General features: G+C 30.2%; 20 protein-coding genes. 12 read left to right on the top strand and 8 right to left on the bottom strand.

Translation table 11 applies throughout. The features are described from left to right. Window positions 1-33: 33 nt before the first annotated feature. The 3 genes from larC to ACMC9J_RS02990 are packed head-to-tail and all read left to right on the top strand — an operon-like array spanning window position 34 to window position 2,372. Window positions 34-1,215 (top strand): nickel pincer cofactor biosynthesis protein LarC, encoded by a 1,182-nt coding sequence (larC, locus tag ACMC9J_RS02980; protein ID WP_019264830.1) that lies wholly within the window; start codon window positions 34-36, stop codon window positions 1,213-1,215. After that, window positions 1,199-1,888, top strand: a complete 690-nt coding sequence (gene queC / locus ACMC9J_RS02985; protein WP_019264831.1) for a 7-cyano-7-deazaguanine synthase QueC — start codon at window positions 1,199-1,201, stop codon at window positions 1,886-1,888. Before larC ends, queC begins: the two co-directional genes overlap by 17 nt. Then, window positions 1,881-2,372: an HD domain-containing protein gene (locus tag ACMC9J_RS02990; protein ID WP_019264832.1), complete on the top strand. Its 492-nt coding sequence runs from the start codon at window positions 1,881-1,883 to the stop codon at window positions 2,370-2,372. Before queC ends, ACMC9J_RS02990 begins: the two co-directional genes overlap by 8 nt. Here ACMC9J_RS02990 and ACMC9J_RS02995 read toward each other — a convergent pair. The 3 genes from ACMC9J_RS02995 to ACMC9J_RS03005 all read right to left on the bottom strand — a co-directional run bounded on the left by ACMC9J_RS02995 (window position 2,369) and on the right by ACMC9J_RS03005 (window position 5,754). Then, entirely contained in the window at window positions 2,369-2,734 is a 366-nt protein-coding gene (locus ACMC9J_RS02995) for a hypothetical protein (RefSeq protein WP_304147539.1), read from the bottom strand. The genes ACMC9J_RS02990 and ACMC9J_RS02995 overlap by 4 nt on opposite strands. A gap of 89 nt (window positions 2,735-2,823) precedes the next feature. Then, the gene (gene oadA / locus ACMC9J_RS03000) at window positions 2,824-4,533 is read right to left on the bottom strand and encodes a sodium-extruding oxaloacetate decarboxylase subunit alpha (protein ID WP_427003526.1); all 1,710 of its coding nucleotides are present in this window, start codon (window positions 4,531-4,533) and stop codon (window positions 2,824-2,826) included. A gap of 126 nt (window positions 4,534-4,659) precedes the next feature. Then, entirely contained in the window at window positions 4,660-5,754 is a 1,095-nt protein-coding gene (locus tag ACMC9J_RS03005) for an inositol-3-phosphate synthase (RefSeq protein ID WP_427003527.1), read from the bottom strand. 94 nt (window positions 5,755-5,848) lie between these two features. On the opposite strand from ACMC9J_RS03005, the gene ACMC9J_RS03010 reads away from it, so the two are divergent. The 3 genes from ACMC9J_RS03010 (at window position 5,849) to ACMC9J_RS03020 (ending at window position 9,918) form a co-directional block, all read left to right on the top strand. Next, on the top strand, window positions 5,849-6,700 hold the full coding sequence (locus tag ACMC9J_RS03010) for a UbiA family prenyltransferase (protein WP_250415793.1): 852 nt from the start codon (window positions 5,849-5,851) through the stop codon (window positions 6,698-6,700). A gap of 26 nt (window positions 6,701-6,726) precedes the next feature. Continuing rightward, on the top strand, window positions 6,727-8,304 hold the full coding sequence (locus ACMC9J_RS03015) for a glycosyltransferase family 39 protein (protein WP_019266656.1): 1,578 nt from the start codon (window positions 6,727-6,729) through the stop codon (window positions 8,302-8,304). Window positions 8,305-8,397: 93 nt separating this feature from the next. Beyond that, a complete protein-coding gene (locus tag ACMC9J_RS03020) occupies window positions 8,398-9,918 on the top strand; it encodes an NERD domain-containing protein (RefSeq protein WP_427003528.1) in 1,521 nt (506 codons plus the stop codon). A 323-nt stretch (window positions 9,919-10,241) separates the two neighbouring features. Here the strand turns inward: ACMC9J_RS03020 and ACMC9J_RS03025 are convergent, their stop codons facing one another. Continuing rightward, on the bottom strand, window positions 10,242-11,909 hold the full coding sequence (locus ACMC9J_RS03025) for a cytidylyltransferase domain-containing protein (RefSeq protein ID WP_427003529.1): 1,668 nt from the start codon (window positions 11,907-11,909) through the stop codon (window positions 10,242-10,244). A gap of 83 nt (window positions 11,910-11,992) precedes the next feature. Between ACMC9J_RS03025 and hypD the strand changes: the two genes are divergently transcribed. From hypD to ACMC9J_RS03040, 3 genes are read left to right on the top strand one after another with little or no spacing between them, the layout of a single operon-like run. Beyond that, window positions 11,993-13,039: a hydrogenase formation protein HypD gene (gene hypD / locus ACMC9J_RS03030; RefSeq protein WP_019267883.1), complete on the top strand. Its 1,047-nt coding sequence runs from the start codon at window positions 11,993-11,995 to the stop codon at window positions 13,037-13,039. A gap of 1 nt (window position 13,040) precedes the next feature. Further along, window positions 13,041-13,745: a phosphoglycolate phosphatase gene (locus ACMC9J_RS03035; protein WP_250415790.1), complete on the top strand. Its 705-nt coding sequence runs from the start codon at window positions 13,041-13,043 to the stop codon at window positions 13,743-13,745. Window positions 13,746-13,755: 10 nt separating this feature from the next. Next, window positions 13,756-15,066 carry a TldD/PmbA family protein gene (locus tag ACMC9J_RS03040; protein ID WP_427003530.1) on the top strand — a complete coding sequence of 437 codons (1,311 nt, stop codon included), beginning with the start codon at window positions 13,756-13,758 and terminating at the stop codon, window positions 15,064-15,066. Here the strand turns inward: ACMC9J_RS03040 and ACMC9J_RS03045 are convergent. Genes ACMC9J_RS03045 through ACMC9J_RS03055 form a run of 3 tightly spaced genes read right to left on the bottom strand, consistent with a single transcriptional unit; the run spans window position 15,063 to window position 17,044 of the window. Beyond that, on the bottom strand, window positions 15,063-15,317 hold the full coding sequence (locus ACMC9J_RS03045; protein ID WP_250415787.1) for a hypothetical protein: 255 nt from the start codon (window positions 15,315-15,317) through the stop codon (window positions 15,063-15,065). The two genes, ACMC9J_RS03040 and ACMC9J_RS03045, sit on opposite strands and share 4 nt — an antisense overlap. Window positions 15,318-15,325: 8 nt before the next feature. Beyond that, complete coding sequence (locus ACMC9J_RS03050) at window positions 15,326-15,787, bottom strand: GyrI-like domain-containing protein (RefSeq protein ID WP_019267886.1); 462 nt, start codon at window positions 15,785-15,787, stop codon at window positions 15,326-15,328. A 27-nt stretch (window positions 15,788-15,814) separates the two neighbouring features. Then, window positions 15,815-17,044 carry a molybdenum cofactor synthesis domain-containing protein gene (locus tag ACMC9J_RS03055; RefSeq protein WP_019267887.1) on the bottom strand — a complete coding sequence of 410 codons (1,230 nt, stop codon included), beginning with the start codon at window positions 17,042-17,044 and terminating at the stop codon, window positions 15,815-15,817. A 109-nt stretch (window positions 17,045-17,153) separates the two neighbouring features. On the opposite strand from ACMC9J_RS03055, the gene eif1A reads away from it, so the two are divergent. Beyond that, entirely contained in the window at window positions 17,154-17,462 is a 309-nt protein-coding gene (gene eif1A, locus ACMC9J_RS03060; protein ID WP_029143199.1) for a translation initiation factor eIF-1A, read from the top strand. Window positions 17,463-17,499: 37 nt separating this feature from the next. Next, window positions 17,500-18,273, top strand: coding sequence for a serine protein kinase RIO (locus ACMC9J_RS03065; protein WP_019264847.1), 774 nt, complete (start codon window positions 17,500-17,502; stop codon window positions 18,271-18,273). On the opposite strand, the gene ACMC9J_RS03070 is transcribed toward ACMC9J_RS03065, so the two are convergent. Continuing rightward, window positions 18,263-19,192: a DMT family transporter gene (locus tag ACMC9J_RS03070; RefSeq protein WP_427003531.1), complete on the bottom strand. Its 930-nt coding sequence runs from the start codon at window positions 19,190-19,192 to the stop codon at window positions 18,263-18,265. The genes ACMC9J_RS03065 and ACMC9J_RS03070 overlap by 11 nt on opposite strands. Before the next feature lie 106 nt (window positions 19,193-19,298). On the opposite strand from ACMC9J_RS03070, the gene ACMC9J_RS03075 reads away from it, so the two are divergent. After that, the gene (locus ACMC9J_RS03075; protein ID WP_019264849.1) at window positions 19,299-19,919 is read left to right on the top strand and encodes a KH domain-containing protein; all 621 of its coding nucleotides are present in this window, start codon (window positions 19,299-19,301) and stop codon (window positions 19,917-19,919) included. Window positions 19,920-19,979 lie beyond the last annotated feature (60 nt).

A 19,979-nucleotide genomic window follows, 5' to 3' on the forward strand; every position in this document is an offset into this window, starting at 1 on the left:
AATAAAATAAATAAGAATTATAGAGGAAAAATTATGACACTTATTATCGACCCACAAACTGGAGGAATAGCTGGAAATATGATTATAGGTGCTTTAGTTGACCTGGGAGCTAATCCTGAAGAACTTAAAAAAATTATGGAATCAGTTACCACCCAATTTGGAAAAGTAAAAGTGAACTTTAATAAAGTAAACAAATGCGGAATTGATTCAACCTATTGTAATGTGGAATTGCTAAGTGAAAACAAACACGTCCATTATAAGGATTTAATAGCTAAAATCGACAGTTTAGAATTAGATGAAAAAGTAAAAGAAACTTCCAAAAATATTTTTAAAAGAATAGCCATTGCAGAATCAAAAGTTCATGGTAAAAACTTAGATGAAATTCATTTTCATGAAGTCGGAGCCAGTGATGCAGTAGCTGATGTTATAGGTTCTGTTTATGCATATTATAGTTTAAATTTGGATAAAGAAGAAGTGATTGGATTACCTGTAGCTTTAGGTGGCGGACGAGTTAAAACAGCACATGGAATATTACCTGTTCCAGCACCTGCAGTTTTAGAGATTCTAAAAGACATCAATTGTATTGGAGGGCCTGTAGATAGTGAACTGGCTACACCAACAGGCTGTGCAATTTATGCTGAGCTGTGCAGTGAATTTAAGAAATTTATCCCACCATGCAAAACCTCAAAAGTAGCTTACGGAGCTGGAAAAAAAGATTTTGATTTTCCTAATGTATTAAGAGTAATCAAAACTAAAGAAATAACTGAAAGTGACCAGATAGATGTTATTGAAACAAATATTGATCACCTGACTGGTGAAGAAATAGGCTATCTATTTGACAAATTACTTGAGGAAGGGGCATCTGATGTGTCTGTTACTCCAATTATAATGAAAAAAAATAGGCAGGGAAGTCTTTTAAAAGTAATAGCTAATCGTAACAAAAGAAATCACTTAATTGAAGTGATGTTTAAAGAAATTGGTACATTAGGTATTCGAATAGCTCCAAATTTACATAGAGGAATAGCTAAACGAGAATTTATTAAAAAATCTGTTGAAATTAATGGAGAAAGATTTGATGTAACCTTTAAAGTTGCATATGTAAACGGAGAAATTATTTCCAACAGACCAGAATACGAAGATTTATTAAAAATAGCCAATAAAACAAATATACCATTAATAGAAGTAAAAAAGATAATAAGTGATTATAATGACTAAAAAAGCAATAGCCGTTTTGTCCGGAGGGCTGGACTCCTGTGTAGCAACATGTGTCTATGCCAAAGACTATGAAATTCATGGAATAACTTTCAATTATGGGCAAAAAAGTTTTAAACAGGAATTAAAAGCATCAAAAGAAATTTGTGAAAAAATGGGCTTTACCCATGAAGTTATTGACCTGCCATGGCTTAATAAAATAAGCAATTCTTCACTTACAAGCGATAATGAAATTCCAACTTTAACTGATGAAGAATTAGACGATTTGGACAAATGTGAAGACACGGCAAATAGTGTTTGGGTTCCTGGAAGAAATATTGTATTTACCTCAATAGCTACAGCATATGCTGAAAGCATTGGTGGCGACATAATAATCGTCGGCTGGGACAAAGAGGAAGCTGCAACATTTCCTGATAACTCCAAAGAATTTTTAGAAAGTTTTAATCATATGTTAAATGTAGGTTCACCTCAAAACATTGAAATTAAAGCACCTGCAATTGATTTGAATAAAGATGAAATTGTAAAATTAGGAGATGAAATTAACGCCCCTATGGAACTGAGTTATTCCTGCTATAGCGGAGATGAAAAACACTGTGGTGTCTGTGAAAGTTGCATGAGAAGAAAAAGAGCTTTTAAATTAGCTAATGTTAACGATCCAAGTGAATACAATGAATAAGATAGCTTTATTAATTCAGGAACTAATTAAATACAATCATGGAGATAAAAAAAGAATCGGCCATGCTCTTAAAGTTCACAGTTATGCTAAAACAATAGCTATTTTAGAAAAAGTTAATGAATATGATTTATTTAATTTGGAAAGTGCAGCTATTTTACATGATATTGGAATTAAAGTCTGTGAGGAAAAATATAACTCAGCTAATGGAAAATTGCAGGAAAAAGAAGGTCCGGCAGTTGCAAGAGAAATATTAGAAAGCTTGGACTATAAAAATATCAATAGAATATTGTTTTTAATAGGGCACCACCATACATATACTAATGTTGCCGGCATGGATTATCAGATACTAATTGAAGCTGATTTTTTAGTTAATTTTGAAGAAGAAAACACAGATACTGAAGCTATAAAAAAAGTTTATAAAAATATTTTTAAAACAAAAACTGGAAAAGAATTTTGTAGAAATATATTTGATATTTCTCCTTAAATTGTATGAATGTCAAAAGTGAAACCGTCTGGCTTTTGAGGAAGTTTTGTAGTAGTATTTACACTGAAATCTTTAAAACTGTCACCAGTTACTACTGTATCATTAGTTCCAATTAAATTGCCATCTTTATAAAAAGCTAATGTAACTTTTAAAGTATCATAACTTCTGTCATCATTTGAAGCAAAATTCTGAAATACCTTGTATTCATGTGTTGTATCATTCCAATCTATTTGAGAATCTCCAACAAGGTTAAAATTACCATTGATTATTATTTTATCATTATTAGAATTCATAACTGCAAATCCTGCTACAATTAAAATCAGAATAGCTATTACAATTCCAACAATTAACCTTTTATCCACACATCTCACCAAATAAAATTATTTCTTATTAAGTATATAAATATTCCTATTTAGTGAATTAATAAAAGAAAAAAAATTAAATAGTTATCTTATTCGATAACCATTAAAATGTCGCCAGAATTAACTGCATCTCCAGCTTCTACAAAGATTTCTTTTACAACCCCTTCTTCTTCAGCCTGAATATCATTTTCCATCTTCATAGCTTCAATAACAGCTACAGTTGATCCTTTAGTTACTTTATCTCCAACATTCACATTAAGTTTAATAATCATACCCTGCATATTTGAAATTAAACCTCCTTCAACAGGAGTAAATGGTCCTTTTTCAGTTTCTTCAACTTCCATAAATCCGGTAGGCATGATTTTAACTTCATATACATCCCCATCAACTTCAACATTATATTGAGTTGGAATTCCAATTTCATTTTCACTTGGAAGAGCTACACTTTGAAGTTCTTCTTCAACTGCTTCACCTTTAAGGAATTTTGGAGCAATAGATGGATATAATGCATAAGTAAGTGCATCTTCATCAGATTTGACAAAACCTTTTTGTTCCCCTTCTGTTTTATATTTGTCAAATTCATCTTCAAGTAAATCTGCAGGTCTGCAAGTAATAACTTCTTCATCACTAATGATTTTTTTAGCTATTTTAGCATTAACTGGTGCAGGAGGTTTGCCGTAGAAACCTTTCATATATTCTTTTACTTCATTAGAAACTGTTTTGTATCTTTCTCCACCTAATACATTCATTACAGCTTGAATACCTACAATTTGACTAGTTGGAGTTACAAGAGGTGGGTAACCCATATCTTTTCTTACACGAGGCATTTCATCAAGAACATCATTATATCTGTCTAAAGCATTTTGTTCTTTAAGTTGTGAAATTAAGTTTGAAAGCATTCCACCGGGAATTTGATACATTAAAACATCAGTATCAACACTTTCAGCAATAGGATCAATTAAAGCTAAGTATTTTTCTTTAATTTGATCAAAGTATTTTTTAATAGCAGTTAATGATTTTAAATCCAATCCTGTATCATATGGAGTTCCTTGTAATGCTGCAACCATACTTTCAGTAGGAGGCTGACTTGTTCCTCCAGAAAGAGGAGAAATAGCTGTGTCTAAAATATCCACACCCGCCTGACAAGCTGCATAATAACTAATTTGAGTCATTCCACTAGTACAATGACAATGTAAATCTACTAATAAATCAGTTTCTTCTTTTAATTTAGTTACTAACTCATAAGCAGCCGCAGGAGTTATTAAACCCGCCATATCTTTAATAGATACTGAATCACACTCAAGAGCTTCAAGTTCTTTAGCCAAATCTACAAAATCATCTAATGAATGAACCGGACTTAAAGTATAGCTTATAGTTCCTTGTACATGAGCTCCTTGAGCTTTAGCAACTTTAATTGTTTGTTTCATGTTACGAACATCATTTAAAGCATCAAAAACTCTAAATATGTCAACACCATTTTCATAGGATTTTTCTACAAATTTTGTAACAATATCATCAGGATAATGTTTATATCCGACTAAATTTTGCCCTCTAATTAACATCTGAATTGGAGTTTTGGTAAATTCGGATTTTAAGCTTCTTAACCTTTGCCATGGGTCTTCATTCAAATATCTTATACATGTATCAAAAGTAGCTCCACCCCATGCTTCAACAGAGAAAAAACCTATTTTATCCATTTCTTCAGCAATAGGAATCATGTCCCTAGTTCTCATCCTAGTTGCAAGTAAGGATTGGTGAGCATCACGAAGTGCAGTTTCGGTAAATCTTACTTTAGTCATAGATTAACACCTCTCATTAATGTTTTTTTATAAATCAATAAATAGAATAAATTATACCAAATATTATATATTATTTTAACTAGTATTAATATGTTTGTTTAAAAATAAAAAAAAGAAAAAGAAAAATTATCTTTCTAAATCGCCAGAAATAAATTTTTCAACATTTTCATAAGCTTCATCATCAGTAACTTGAACTGGAGGGTGTTTCATTACATAAGAAGAAATAGAAGTTAACTGACCACCAATACCTCTTTCTAAACCAAGTTTACAACACCTAATGGCATCAATAACACAACCTGCAGAATTCGGAGAATCTTCAACACTTAACCTAAGTTCAATATTCATTGGAACATCCCCGAATGTGCGGCCCTCCATTCTAAGGAAACATAATTTATTATCATTTTGCCATGGAACATAATCACTAGGCCCAATATGAATATCCCTATCATCCATTCTTTCAGCTACAACAGCCTGAACAGCTTCAGTCTTAGATTCTTTTTTAGAATCCAATCTGTCTCTGTTAAGCATATTTAAAAAGTCAGTGTTTCCACCAGTGTTAATCTGATAAGTTCTATCTAATTTAACTCCCCTATCTTTAAATAAATTAGCTAATGTTCTGTGAGTTATTGTAGCTCCAATTTGTGCTTTGATATCATCCCCAACAACAGGAATTCCTTTTTGTCTGAATTTAGCATCCCATTCATCATCACTTACAATAAAAACAGGCATACAATTCACATAAGCAATTCCTGCATCAAGAGCACACTGCGCATAGAACCTAGCTGCTTTTTCAGATCCGACAGGCAAATAATTCACTAAAATCTCAGCACCGCTTTTCTTTAAAACTTCAACAACATCAACTGGTTCTTCATCACTAACAACAAAAGTGTAATCCTCTTCATAATTAGACATATGTGGTGCAACACCATCTAAAACATGCCCCATACTTACACAAACATCATATTTTGGGATTTCTTCTTGAAAAATAGTTGTACAATTTGGTTTTGCAAAAATAGCTTCATCAATGCTCTTACCTACTTTTCTAGCATCAATATCAAAAGCTGCAACAACATCAATATCTGAAGGTGAATATCCCCCAATATCCCAATGCATCAATCCTATTGCTTCATCAGGATTTTTTCCATCATAATAATGTATTCCTTGAATAAGAGAACTTGCACAATTCCCCATCCCTACAATTGCTATTTTAATTTTATTCACAATAACACCGGCCTATTTTAATTAACCATAAATATTAATATAGTTATTTTACCTTAATATAGTTTATAAAAGTATTTATTAAAGAGGAAAAATTATGAACCCCTATGTTGAAATAATCCGTCCGGGAAATGTAATAATGGCGATAATCGCAGTTATTTTAGTAGCTATTCTTGAAAAAAGCATTGATGTTCCTATCATATTAGCTATGTTAGCTGTATTTTTTGCTATGAGTGGTGGAAATGTGATTAACGATTATTTTGACTATAAAATAGATTTAATCAACAAACCTCAAAGACCAATTCCTTCTGGAAGAATTTCACTTAACAATGCAAAAAACTATGCATACCTTTTATTTATTGTTGCAGCAATTATCGGGTTTATAATATCATATTTAGCTGATACTTGGATTCCATGTGGAATCGTAATATTTTCAGACATTGTACTCTACTTATATGCATATAAATTAAAATCCACACCATTAATTGGTAATTTAACTGTGGGATTTATGACAGGATTATGTTTTATATTTGCAGGATACACTTTTAATGAAGGATTAATAATTTACGAATCTTATTTACTTGCATTTTTTGCATTAATAATGACTACTGCCCGAGAAATAACAAAAGACATAGAAGATATAGAAGGAGATAAATTAGAAGGAGCTAAAACATTCCCAATAGTATATGGCTCAAAAATATCTGCAATTATTGCAATTAGCTTAATAATCATTGATTGTGCATTATGTCCTATACTTTACATTTATCACATTTTTAACATTAATTATCTGATTGTTGTAAGCATAGCTGTGTTAATATTTCTTTATGGTGCCATATCACTTAGAAAACAGGATTCAAAAACAGCAAATAAAGTTTCAAAATACCTGAAAATTGGAATGTTAATTGCATTTATTGCATTTGCTATTGGAACATTTACAATAACTTTTTAAAAAATAAATTATAAAAAAATTATTTAATGATTTTTAATGATTTAAATTTGAAAAGTAATGACATTAAGTTTATATTAGTTGTCCTTATAATTAGTTCATTATTAGTTGCCCATTACATTCAATTTACAGAATCAATCGGAATATACTGTTCTGATGTTTTTGTTTATTTATTAAATGCACTATATTACTCTGGAGCCAATATAAACTCCACATCAACAATTTACCTATATCCTTTAATCTCTTTTATAACATCATTATTATTTGATTTGGGATTTAAAAGCGAACTTTCTATTTATTTAGTTACTGGTGTATTCGCAATACTTGGAAATATTGGATTTTATCTTTTGCTTAGAACCAGATTTAATGAAGTATTGAGTTTAACTGGAACTATAATGTATGCTACTTTTGCACTTAATTTAGCATGGTTAGCTAATGGAACTTTGGATATTCCGGCAGTAGCTGTAACTATATGGTGTGTTCTTATCTCATATATGGCTATTAAATTAAATCCAAAATATTATATTATAGCTATGCCTCTTTTTGTAATCTGTTTATTTACAAGATATACTGCAGGATTAATCTTACCCGTTTTAATATTATACTATGTTTATGAAAAAGGATTTAAAATAACACCTGAAGACAAACCATACATTATTAAAGGAATATTATATTCCATTGGCCTTTTTGTTGTTGTTTTAATTATATTAACTATAATGAGTAATTTTGAATTGCCATTAATTCATGAAACTGCAATCAGAGTAGAAGGAAAACGTGGAATGACCGTGAATCAGGCATATAATCCAGATATGAAATACTACTTTACCAATTTCCCAGAATTCATTTCTGCTTCAAAAACCACATTTGTAAATTCTACCCCTCTACTTGAAAACTCAACAATAATTTCATGGATAACTCTTGGATTATTAGCTATTGGAACTATTCTTGGAGGAATGAAACTAAGAATCAAACGCAATAAAGAAAGCATTGGTGCAGCAATTGCATTTTTAATATCTATTGCAACATTCACCCATGTCAGTTCCATTGTTACAATAATAATTACATTTGTTGGCCTTTATTTAATTGGTAAAGACTCCAAACATAAGGAATACCTTGCAATGTTAGGATGGATATTGTCATTTTACATATTCTTTACTTATTTCAATATTAGAGTTAACAGATATATTATTCCAGCCATTCCTCCAATAATATACTTTATTATGCTTAGTATAGAATTAATTCATGAAAAAATCACAATCAATAAAAATATAATTCCATTAGTTTTAATTATAATGTTTGTAATTCAAGGATTTGCTTTTACATCAACTTACGAAGACATTCCAAATTTTAAAGGTCCTGAAGAAATATCAAATTACATAATTCAAAATAATCCAGATTATGAAAACCAGTCAATTGGAGTTTATAATTTAAGACCTTATAGCTGGTATTTACAAACAGATGTTGAAGGAATTCCAACAAGCAATATTACATACATAGATCAGTCTAATGTAACATATTACATTTCCAATAAAGAATTAAGTAATTTAACTAATTATACCCAAGTAAAAAACATAGATGACCTGTATTTATATGAGAAAAATAAGTGATAATTGCTGCAAACTGAGAAATATTAGAAACATATATAATAAAATAATTATAAAAATTAACACAATAAAATAAGGCAAAGCAAAGAGGATAATATGAAAGTTGTATGCTGTAAGAACTGTGGTGCTAAATACCAACTCGATGATGATGACGACATAAGTGCATTCGAGTGTTCTTCATGTGCAGGAGACTTAGAATTCACTGAAAAATATTCTGATGACGGCAATTCCTCAAAATCTACAATTTCAACTTCACAAAAGTATGATGATTCTTATATTGTCCAATGTAGCGAATGTGGATTAAAATATAAAATAAATAAAAACGACAACATACTTGATTACGAGTGTGATAGTTGTGGAGGGTCTTTAAGATATTTAGATGAAAATATGAATAAAGAAGTAGACAAATATCTTGAAGAGAAAAAAAAGGAAGCTCCTGAAACAGTTTATGAAGAAACTAAAAGTGCTGATGAATACACATCTACTGAAAAGAATACAATAACACCTATACAATCAGTTACACATAAAATAGAAAGTTTTTTCTCAGAAGATCAAATGCAAAAAATTGCAGATGAAGAACTAGAAAAAGAAATGGAACAAAAACCAGCTCCAAGAACTGCAAGAACTACTATACCTCAAGCAGTTCTATCTAAGTTTGGAAAAGAATTTTCTATTCCTAAATCAAATGATTATAATGTTTTGAAAAAATATCTTAAAGATGAATTTTTCAAAGGAATGGAAAAGTATTATGTGGACAACCCAGAAACTGAAAAATCCCATAAGTTTTTAGAAAAAATAAGTGATAAATTAACAATAAAGGAACCTGACACTAACATCACATCTGAAACTGATGAAAATATTCAAATAAATGAAATTAAGAATTATAGTAACACCAACAATATCCTAATTGCAATTGGATCTATAATCTTCGTTTTAAGTATCATAGAAATATTAACTATAGATAGCGGATTTGGTATATTTACATTATTAATTAGTGTGATAGTATTATGTTATGGAATCTATAAAACTAGAGACACTAAAGAAACAGAAACTAGAACTAGAATTATCAGAGAACACTTATTAACTCTTCCAGAAGAGTATTATGTTTTCTATAATGTAAAAATACCTGGATCATCTATAGGTATAAATCATGTAGTTATAGGGCCTTCAGGAATTTATGCGCTTATTTCACAAAAATACAAAGCAAAAAATAAACTAGATTCAGAAAATGAAAATCTAAATTTAATTGATTCTATTGAAAATGATGAAAAAATAGAAGAAATTAACTCCAGTTATGGTAGACGCTTTAAGTATACAACCAAACAAGCAAAATTCTCACAGGACAATAAAATAAAACAAAAATCATTAATACTAGGTGAAAACCTAATTAATTTCCTTAATGAAAACAATATAAGACACTGTTTTGTTGAACCTTTAGTCGGTTTCATAAATCATGAAGTTGTTGTAATAAACACCCCATTAACTGATGAAGATTTATTTATGGAAGAATTATTACATAAAATTGAATATGGTTCTACTAAATTAAATTCTGAAACAATAGACAAATGTGCAGTTTTACTTAACAAATATTCTGCAGATTGTTCTTCAGAATTTTAACTTTTTTATTTTTTAAGGGGATTGTCAATAATACAGATTATTGATAGCTTTTCTAATTTTTCTTATTTTCATATTAAAATAGTCATTATTTCTTATTTTAAGTCTGTCAAATGGTTGCTTTTTCATGTATTTTTGATGGTTTGTTGTGGATGAAAAAATCAAAAAATACCAAAACAAAAATTCTCAAAAAAAATTAAAAACAAGATTTCTAAAAAGAATAAAAGAAAAATAAAAGATAAATTAATGACTAAACAGCAAAAATAAGTAAAATTATCAAATAATAAATTATTGACAAAGTCCTTAAAAAAAGAATTTAAAAGAATTTATTTAGAATTATCTAAATTAAATTCCCTATATTTAGATTTAACAACACCCCAAACTTCTTCAAAACCATGTTTTAAATCAATTTCCAACATTTTGTTATTCATTGCTTGTCTAAGTTCAAAATCATTAGCTACAATATTGAATTGTTCTATAATATCTTCTTGAGATAAATAAGATCCCATTCCCATATTCACAAATCCATGTTCAGGACTTCCAAAGAGAGTTCTTTCCTCTCTTTCATCCTTACATATAACAATACATGGAACGCCTAAAGAACAGACCTGATACATAATTCTCCCACCAGAAGTGAAAATAATATCTGCAGAAATCATAAAGTCACTAATAGACTCCACAGTTGTATAAAATTGAACATTTTTCATAAATTCATATTTAGATACTAATTCATCATAATTTTCATGTCCTGAACCTAAAATAACATTAATTCTGCCGGAAAAACCACTAGCTAAAAGAGCATCTAAAACTTTTTGAGATAAATTAAGTGTATCATTTGGAGCAAAATCAATCAAAACATTCCTAACATCATTTGTAATTATTTTTGGCTGATGCAAATAAAATTCATCTTTTAAAATGTAGTATTCATGCCCTACAAAGAATTTATCATCACTTTCATGCTCATATAATGAATCAAATACTAAATCTGCAAGATCAGAACCACTTCCAAAATCTTCAAAATTGATTATATAATAACCTCTACTTGTTAAATCCACCATATAATCATAAGAAGTATTTCCTACATCATTGATGACGATTTTTGGATTGAAATGTTCAAACAAACCCAGTAATTCAGATTTACCCTCGTATGTTTGATATTTGTAATTATAACCTTCAATAATGTCAATTCCTAACTGATGGTTTCTGTTAATAAAGAATACCACATCATGGAATACAAGTTTTGATGCCATTGACAAACAACGATACATATGTCCAGTTCCAATCTGATCATAAGCATCGACAACAAAAGCTATTTTCATTTTTCTAAGGTAATTATTTGCAATCCACCAATCTTCATAAGTATTTATTTCAACACTTTCTTCACGAGAAATCTCAATTAAATCTATATTCAAACCTAAACGTGATGTTTCAGTTACAAAATTACGGCGAGTAGCTAATATACCGCCAGTTTCTTTAAAAGTTTTAGGAAGTAAATCCCTATACAATCTTTCAGAATAAAATGGAAAATACCTCCTATTTTCATCATCAAATCCCCATCTTAAATTTTTATCATCAACAACAGAAATTACACTATCAATATTAAAATCAGCGAATTTTTCAATAGCTTTATCTAATGTTTCAGTTTTTAATAACGGAGAAGAAGGTTGAATTGTAATTACAATATCATATTCATCAAAAGCCTGTTTTTCTTTTTGTAACATTGCACCATAAATAACAGTATCCAATAATGTTTCATCAGTAGCTAATTCTACAGGACGCTTCACAACACTAGTACCATACTTTTCAACAATTGATGCAATTTCAGAATCCTCAGTAGACACTATCACATCATCAACATATTGTGATGCTTTTGCTATATCTATTGAGTAATAAATAAGAGGTTTTTCACCAAGCAAACGTAAATTTTTACGAGGAATATTTTTTGAATACCCCCTAGCGGGAATCACCACCAATATCTTATTATTTTCAAACATATATATCCCTAAATTACAAAATTTATTTAAACGTTACTAAATAATATAATAATACTAATATTAAATCTTTTAGGTGTTAATGAATGAAAAATATGACAAAAGAGTTGTTAGACAAAATAAATGAAATAGCTACTCCAGTAAAAATAATGCATGTCTGTGGTTCACATGAACATGCAATTATGGAAAATGGAATAAGGTCTTTACTTCCCCCAGAAGTAGAAATTATTGCGGGGCCTGGTTGTCCTGTATGTGTTGTACCTTCCCGTGAAATTGATGAATGTTTAGAATTAGTCGACAAAGGAGTTACAGTAACTACTTTTGGAGATATGTTAAGAGTTCCAGGTTCTGAACGTTCTCTTGCAGAAGCAAAAGCAGAAGGCGGAGATGTAAGAGTAGTATATGGAATCAATAAAGCTATTGAAATAGCCAAAAAAGAAGACAATGATGTTGTATTTATGGCTGCCGGATTTGAAACCACCGCACCAACAACTGCTGCAGAAATTTTATCCAAACCTCCTGAAAATTTTTCAGTATTATCCTGTCACAGATTAATACCTCCAGCTATCGATTATTTAATAAATTCTGGAGAAACTAATCTTAATGCATTAATTGAACCCGGACATGTTTGTACAATTATTGGAACCAAACCTTTTGAATATCTCTCAACAGATTACGGTATACCTCAGGCAGTTGCCGGATTTAATCCATTAGACATTTTAATGTCTGTTTATATGATTTTAAGGCAAATACGTGATGAAACACCTAAAATAGATAACGAATACCATAGAGCAGTTAGAGATGAAGGAAATGTAATAGCTCAAAAAGTTATCGACCAAGTATTTGAAGTAGGCAGCAGAGAATGGAGAGGATTTCCAAAAATACCTAATTCCATCTTAGAAATTAAAGATGAATTCAGCCAGTATAATGCAAGAGTCAAATATGACATTGAAGTAAAAGATGTTAAAGAAGCTCCTAAAGGATGTATTTGCGGACCTATTTTAAGAGGATTGGCCAGACCTGAAGACTGTAAATTATTTAGAAAAACCTGCAATCCACTCCATCCAATTGGGGCATGTATGGTCAGTAAAGAAGGAACCTGTAACATAGCTCACAGATATTCAAGGGATTAAGATGAATATAGACGCAATAGCTGTAGATATTGATGGAACAATAACTGATAATAAAAGAAGACTTTGTTACTCAGCTATGGAATCTATACGAAAAGCAGAAGATGCAGGAGTTCCTACAATTATCGTAACTGGAAATATTGTAACCTATGCTTATGCAACATTAGTACTCCTTGGAGCTAGTGGAGGAGTAGTAAGTGAAAATGGTGGCGTAATATTCAAAGAAAATTACAACAACAACCAGATAAAAACAATAGTTGATAGAACTTATGTAACTGCTGCTGATGAACACTTAAAAGAAACATTAGGTCCGAAATTTGATAAACACATTTCAAATGACAATATGTACAGGTTAACTGAAAGTGTATTTTACAAAACTATAACTAAAAAAGAGCTTGAAGAAGGTTTGGAAGGCTTTGAATATTTAGATAAAATAGAATTATACGATAGCGGATTTGCCCTACATGTTACAGACAAAAGAGTAAATAAAGGAAGTTCCCTAAAGTATCTTTGCCATGAAATTGGCATTGACATGAATAATGTAATGGCTATGGGAGACAGTGAAAACGATGAAGCATTTCTAAAAGAAGCAGGCATGAAGGTAGCTGTTGGAAATGCTGAAGATTCCTTAAAAAAAAATAGTGATTACATCTGCACAAACAGCTATGGTGATGGTGTAAAGGAAGCTATTGAAAAATTTGTATTATAGAGCTGATAAAATGATATATGAAATAGCTGAAAAATGTGAAAAAGAAGTTAAAAAAATCTGTGATGATTATGAAGTATATGTCAGTACAGGAAAAACAATAGAACTTGATTCTAAAAACGATGAATTAAATTTTGCAAAAGAAGAAATTACCCAAGGAATTGGAATTAGAATATTAAAAGACAATAAAATGGGCTTTGCATTCACTTCAGATTTAAATAAAATTAACCAAACTGCTCTGCAAGCTCTGGAAAATACCAAATTAAATAATCCTGATAAAAATTATGCATTTTCACAGGAAGAAAAAGTAAATGAAATTGATAAACTATATGATAAAAAATTTGAAAATTTAGACTTGGATGAAACTATTGATTTTCTGAATAATATCATAACAAAAGCTAATGAAACCAAATGTGAAGTAACTTCAGCAGGATTTTCAGCAAGCCGTGGAGAATCAATTATATTGAATTCAAATGGAGTTTCAATTGCTGATAAAAGCACTGGATTTGGTGCTGGATTATCTGTAAATATTGAAGAAAAAGGAAATGTAGCTACAGCATATGATTCTGTCTCTTCAAGATTTTATGATCTGGATGGTGACAAATTAGCTGAAGATGTGTGTAAATTAGCTATGGAATCTGTTGATACAAAATCTGTTGAAACTAACGATTATGATGTGGTTCTTGATTATTATGCTGCTACTGGTCTTTTATCTACTTTTTTAGCAGCATTCAATGGAGAAAACGTTCAAAGACGAAGATCCATACTTCATGACAAAATGAATAGTGAAATTGTAAGCCCTAACTTATCAATAACAAATGATGCCACTTTAGAAAAAGGAATGTATTCTGCAAAATGTGACGGTGAAGGAACTGTATCCAAAAAAACCAACCTTGTAGAAAATGGTGTTTTAAAATCATTTATGTATGATATTTACACAGCAAATAAAGAAAATACAACAAGTACCGGAAACGGTTATAGAAACTCATACCTATCTACACCATCAGTCAGTCCGTCAAATATAATTCTTGATTTTGATGAAAAAATAGGAATCGGCGAAATAGCCCAAGGAGTTTTAACTACCAGTGTTTTAGGAGCACATACTGCAAATCCTATTTCCGGTGATTTTTCCGTAGAAGCAAGTAATGCTTTTAAAATAGAAAATGGTGAGATTAGCTACCCTATAAATAAAGCAATGATTTCTGGAAATATATTTGAAATATTGAAAAAAAGTGAAGGTGTCAAATCCGAAATTAAACAATACGGACCATTTATCCTTCCAAAAATCTTAGTCCACAACTTAAGAGTTGTTGGACAACATTAAATTTTTTTTAATTTTCGTCTGTAATTATCAATAGTAGATGAAGAGTAATCTGTTGACAGGTATTTACCTACTAACTCTTTATTTTTATCAAAGTCATTAAGTTGAGTTTGAGAAGCTTTTTCAATTTCTCTTTCTAAATTTTTAATCCTGTTATCAAATGTTCTTTCAGATTTAAAGACATCCACATTAGTTTTACGAGAAATTCTTTTAATTTCTTCATCTATATCTATTTCTTCATTATTTTTAGCCATAATATGACCTACATTTTAATGATTGGCAATCTTATTTCAGTGACATATTCCTCTTCACTGTCAGCATTGTGAATATTTTTTATTAAAACTTCAGTAGGTGAACCAATAATATCATAATTGTTTTCTTGAGCTACTTTAACCATTGTATCATAGCTATCTAAAATATTATCAATAGAACCTTCATGAATTCCGCTTAAAACACCATGTTCGAATAAATCTGCAGTTTTAATAATGTCTTTTGCTTGTGCATCACCTTCAATAGCTATACCTACATCAAACACAGCATCTCCTTGATTTACACTATGTCTTGGAGAGTAGTAAATTATAAAAGGTTCTCCAATGGTTTTAATTTCTTCTGTTTCAACCCAGTCCATCAATTTAGAAAGCAATATTTCTAAATCGGAAATTGGTCCTTTATAATTAATAACAGCTATTTTTTGATCAGGAATAATTTTATCTTGAATTTGCATTTGATTCACCTTTTTTATTTAATATTTTTAATTTATGTTAAATAAATATACCTCAACTTCTTCTCCTTCATCAAGAAGTTCAACAGATTTTGGAACTTTTACATAACCGTCAGCAGTAGATAGAGAAAATATAGCTCCAGAGTCTTTAAATATCGGCTGAATATCTTCACCATCAACTTTCACCAATTGATACTGCATCCTGCCAACTGGAGAATGTATTCTTCTAGTTAGTTTGCCTTTAACAGTACTTTTTTCGAAATTTTTATCAATACCTGCCAATTTTGTTAAAGGAGGAGCTACAAATGCATTAAAAATCATTAATGCAGACACAGGATTTCCAGGCAATCCAATTACGATTTTACCGTCAACAATGCCTATAATAGTAGGTTTTCCCGGTTGTACAGAGATTCCATGGATATAAACCTGACCTAATTCATCCAAAACATGTTTCATTACATCTCCAAGACCTGCAGAAGTTCCTCCGGATCCGATTAAAATATCCACATCATCTAAAGATTCCTGAATTTTAGCTTTAAGTTGATTATAATCATCCTTAACAGTTCCTAAAAACTTAGCATTGGCTCCACAGGATATTGCATCATTTTTAATCATGTTTCCATTGACATCATAAATTTTACCATATGGCAATTCATTACCCTGAAGAGTGATTTCATTTCCGGTGGATATAACACCAACAGTAGGTTTTTTATAGACTTCAATTGTTTCAAATCCTTGAGAAAGTAAAACACCAATCTTACCTGGAGTTAAAACATCCCCTTTTCTTAAAATTAATTTAGATTCTTTAGTATCAGAACCTTTTTTAGCTACATCCTGAGTAGGAGTAACAGTAGTCAGTATATTAACATTAGAATCCATTTTTTCACAGTATTCAACCATTACAACTGCATCTGCTCCTTTAGGCATAGCTGCACCAGTACTTATTTCAACACATTTGCCTTCCTCAACAGTTTTATCAGTTGTTGAACCTGCTTCTAAAAAATCAATAACTTCCAAAGTTTTTGGAGATTCTTCACTAGCTCCAAAACTATCCTGTGAAAGAATTGCAAAACCATCTTTTAGGGCTTTATCAAATGGAGGGAAATCCATCCTACTATATACATCACCAGAAAGTATTCTGCCGTATGCATCTTCAACAGCTATTTCCTCACTTTGAAGAGTGTAATATTTATCAAATAATTTTTGAATAATTTCTAAAGCATCTTCAGATTCTTTAATTTTTAAAAATTCAGTTCCCATATTATCCCCTTTAATGAATACATTAATATATTAATAAAAGTAATATATAAATAGTTTAATTTATCATCAACAAAATGGAAAATATAAACTATATTGAGGAGGAGAGTACTTGTCAAAACCAAATAATAACAATAACTCACAAGAATTTAGAAGAGTAAGAACACCTAAAAAAGGGGAAATTCCAGGAGCCGTAGAACAAATTATGGGTCACGGTAAATTAAAAGTTAGATGTGCTGATGGAAACATTAGAATGACTAGAATCCCGGGAAAAATGAAAAAACGTATTTGGATTCGTGAAGGAGATATCATTCTTGTAAAACCATGGGATTTCCAATCAGATGAAAAAGCAGATGTAATCTGGAGATATACCAAAACTGAATCTAACTGGCTTGAAAGAAAAGGCTATTTAAAAATGTAAATACCCTTTTACCCCCTTATTATTTTAACTGATTTTAATGGATTCAAAAATCAATAAGGCTGATGCAAAAGTCCAAAAAATACGAGAACGTAAAAGACGAAAAGGCAGTGAAGACCGAAAGGTCGGAAGCGAAGTTTTTGACAAAATAACTTTAGAAACATTATACAAATTAGCTAAACAGGATTATATTGATATTTTAAATGGTGCTATAAGTACTGGAAAAGAAGCTAATGTTTTAAAGGGAATAACTAAAGATGAAACTTATGTAGCTGTTAAAATTTACAGAATAGCTACTTCTGATTTTAAAAAAATGGATTATTATGTCCATGGAGACCCAAGATTTAATGTTAAAACTAAAAATAAAAGACAGCTGATTTATGCTTGGGTAAGTAAAGAATTTAAAAACCTTAAAAGATTACATAATGCAGGAGTTAATGTTCCTGAACCTTACATCAGCTCAAATAATGTTTTAATAATTGAATTTATTGGTGATGAAAAAGGAAATCCTGCACAGCCTGTCAGAAACCAGCCTCCAAAAAATCCTGAAGAATTTTTCAATAAGCTTTTAGTGCAGTTGAAAAAGTTTGTACATGAAGGAAAATTAGTTCATGGAGATTTATCCAATTATAACATCCTTAATCAAAATGAAGAACCGATTATCATTGATGTTTCACAGTCTGTTGTTTTAGACAACCCTATTTCTCATGAACTGCTTCAAAGAGATATAAAAACATTAGTTAATGAATATAAAAAATTAGGTGTAAAAACAAGTTATGATGAAGTATACGAATATGTAGACTTCAAACTTTAACTTCTTCTTTTTTATGTGGTTTGCATAAGATTACCAATGCAACAATAACGATTACCAAACCACAAAGCATTAAAAATGTTGGAATTTCAAAATAACAGACAATACCAAATATTAATGCTGCAATAGGTTCACATCCAGACAGCAATATTGATGCCACACCAGATTCCACATAATTTAAAGCAGTTGTTAAACAGATGTATGGCAAAGCAAATGAAATAAATGAATGCAATATTAAAAACAGCACATTTGAAACTGGATTAATACTGACATAATGATTTATCTGACCAAAATCTGTAAAAGGTAACAGTATCATTACAATCAAAATTAAAGAGTAAAATAAAATACTGTATGTATGGCATCCTTTATTAATCACTTTTGTTGAATCTAATGTATAAACAGCACAAAATATCGCAGCTCCAACACCACCTAAAACTCCGATTAATGAAATTGAACCAATACTGCTTTCTAAAAATCCGCTAGCCAATATACATCCTACAATTGCCAGAAGCATTGATCCTACTTTTTTAACTGTTATTTTTTCACCTAATGTAAAATAAGCACCGATTATAACAAAAATTGGTGAAGTGCCTAATAATACTGCTGCAAGAGACAGATGAATTGAATTCATAGCCTCATTATAACAAAGATTCAATCCTACAATACTAATAGCTGCAATGATAAAATAAGGCAAATACTCCTTTTTGATTTTAAATAATGATTTGTCAGTCAATAACACACAAACAAACATTACCAGAGCAGCTATTGAAAATCTTAAAAATAACAATGTTGTTGGATCAATTCCGTTTTCAGTTAAAGTTCTAACAAAAATTCCACTTGATCCAAACATCATCCCCGCTAAAGCAGGCAATAAAAAATAAATCTTTTTCATAATAATTCCTTTAATTTTTCGTACATCCATAATTTTTATCAAAACATCTATTAAAAAGTATGTCATCTGAAAAATTTTAGAAATTATTAAATAAAACAATACAAATAACTTATATTACTTATAAAAGGTGATAAGTATGCCAGAAACAGATTATTTAAAAATACCTCAAAATAGAATTGGGGCACTAATTGGAAACAAGGGAGATGTAAAAAAATCAATTGAAAAGGCTACTGAAACAATCTTAGATATTGATAGTGAAGACGGAACTGTTTACATCACCCCACAAGAAAACATGAGCGATCCACTTGGCGTATGGAATGCAAATCACATTGTAAAAGCAGTAGCTCGCGGATTTAATCCGGAAGTTGCTCTTAACTTAGTTAATGATGATATTTATTTAGAAGTCATAAAATTGCCATTATACATTGGAAAATCTAAAAATGCACTTTCTAGATATAAAGGGAGAATAATTGGGCAAAATGGAAAAACACGTGAAATAATTATGGATATGGCTGACGTGCAAATGGCCATCTATGGAAAAACCGTTTCATTAATTGGTGAAATGGACAACATCATGATAGCTAAAGAAGCTATTGAAATGATTTTAAAAGGATCAAGACACAAATCAGTCTATTCTTTTTTAGAGCGTAAAAAAGATGAATTGAAACTTAAAGAATTTAAAGATCTTGTTGGAATCAAAGATGATGAAATCGAATTCAAAGACGGAATCGACTTTGATGAAGAAATGATGAAATAGTAACATTTTTATTAATGTTACTTAACTTTTTTTTACAATGATTTAGAAGCATTGCAATAT

This window comes from Methanobrevibacter intestini (genome assembly GCF_047402955.1).
Lineage (GTDB): Archaea > Methanobacteriota > Methanobacteria > Methanobacteriales > Methanobacteriaceae > Methanocatella > Methanocatella intestini.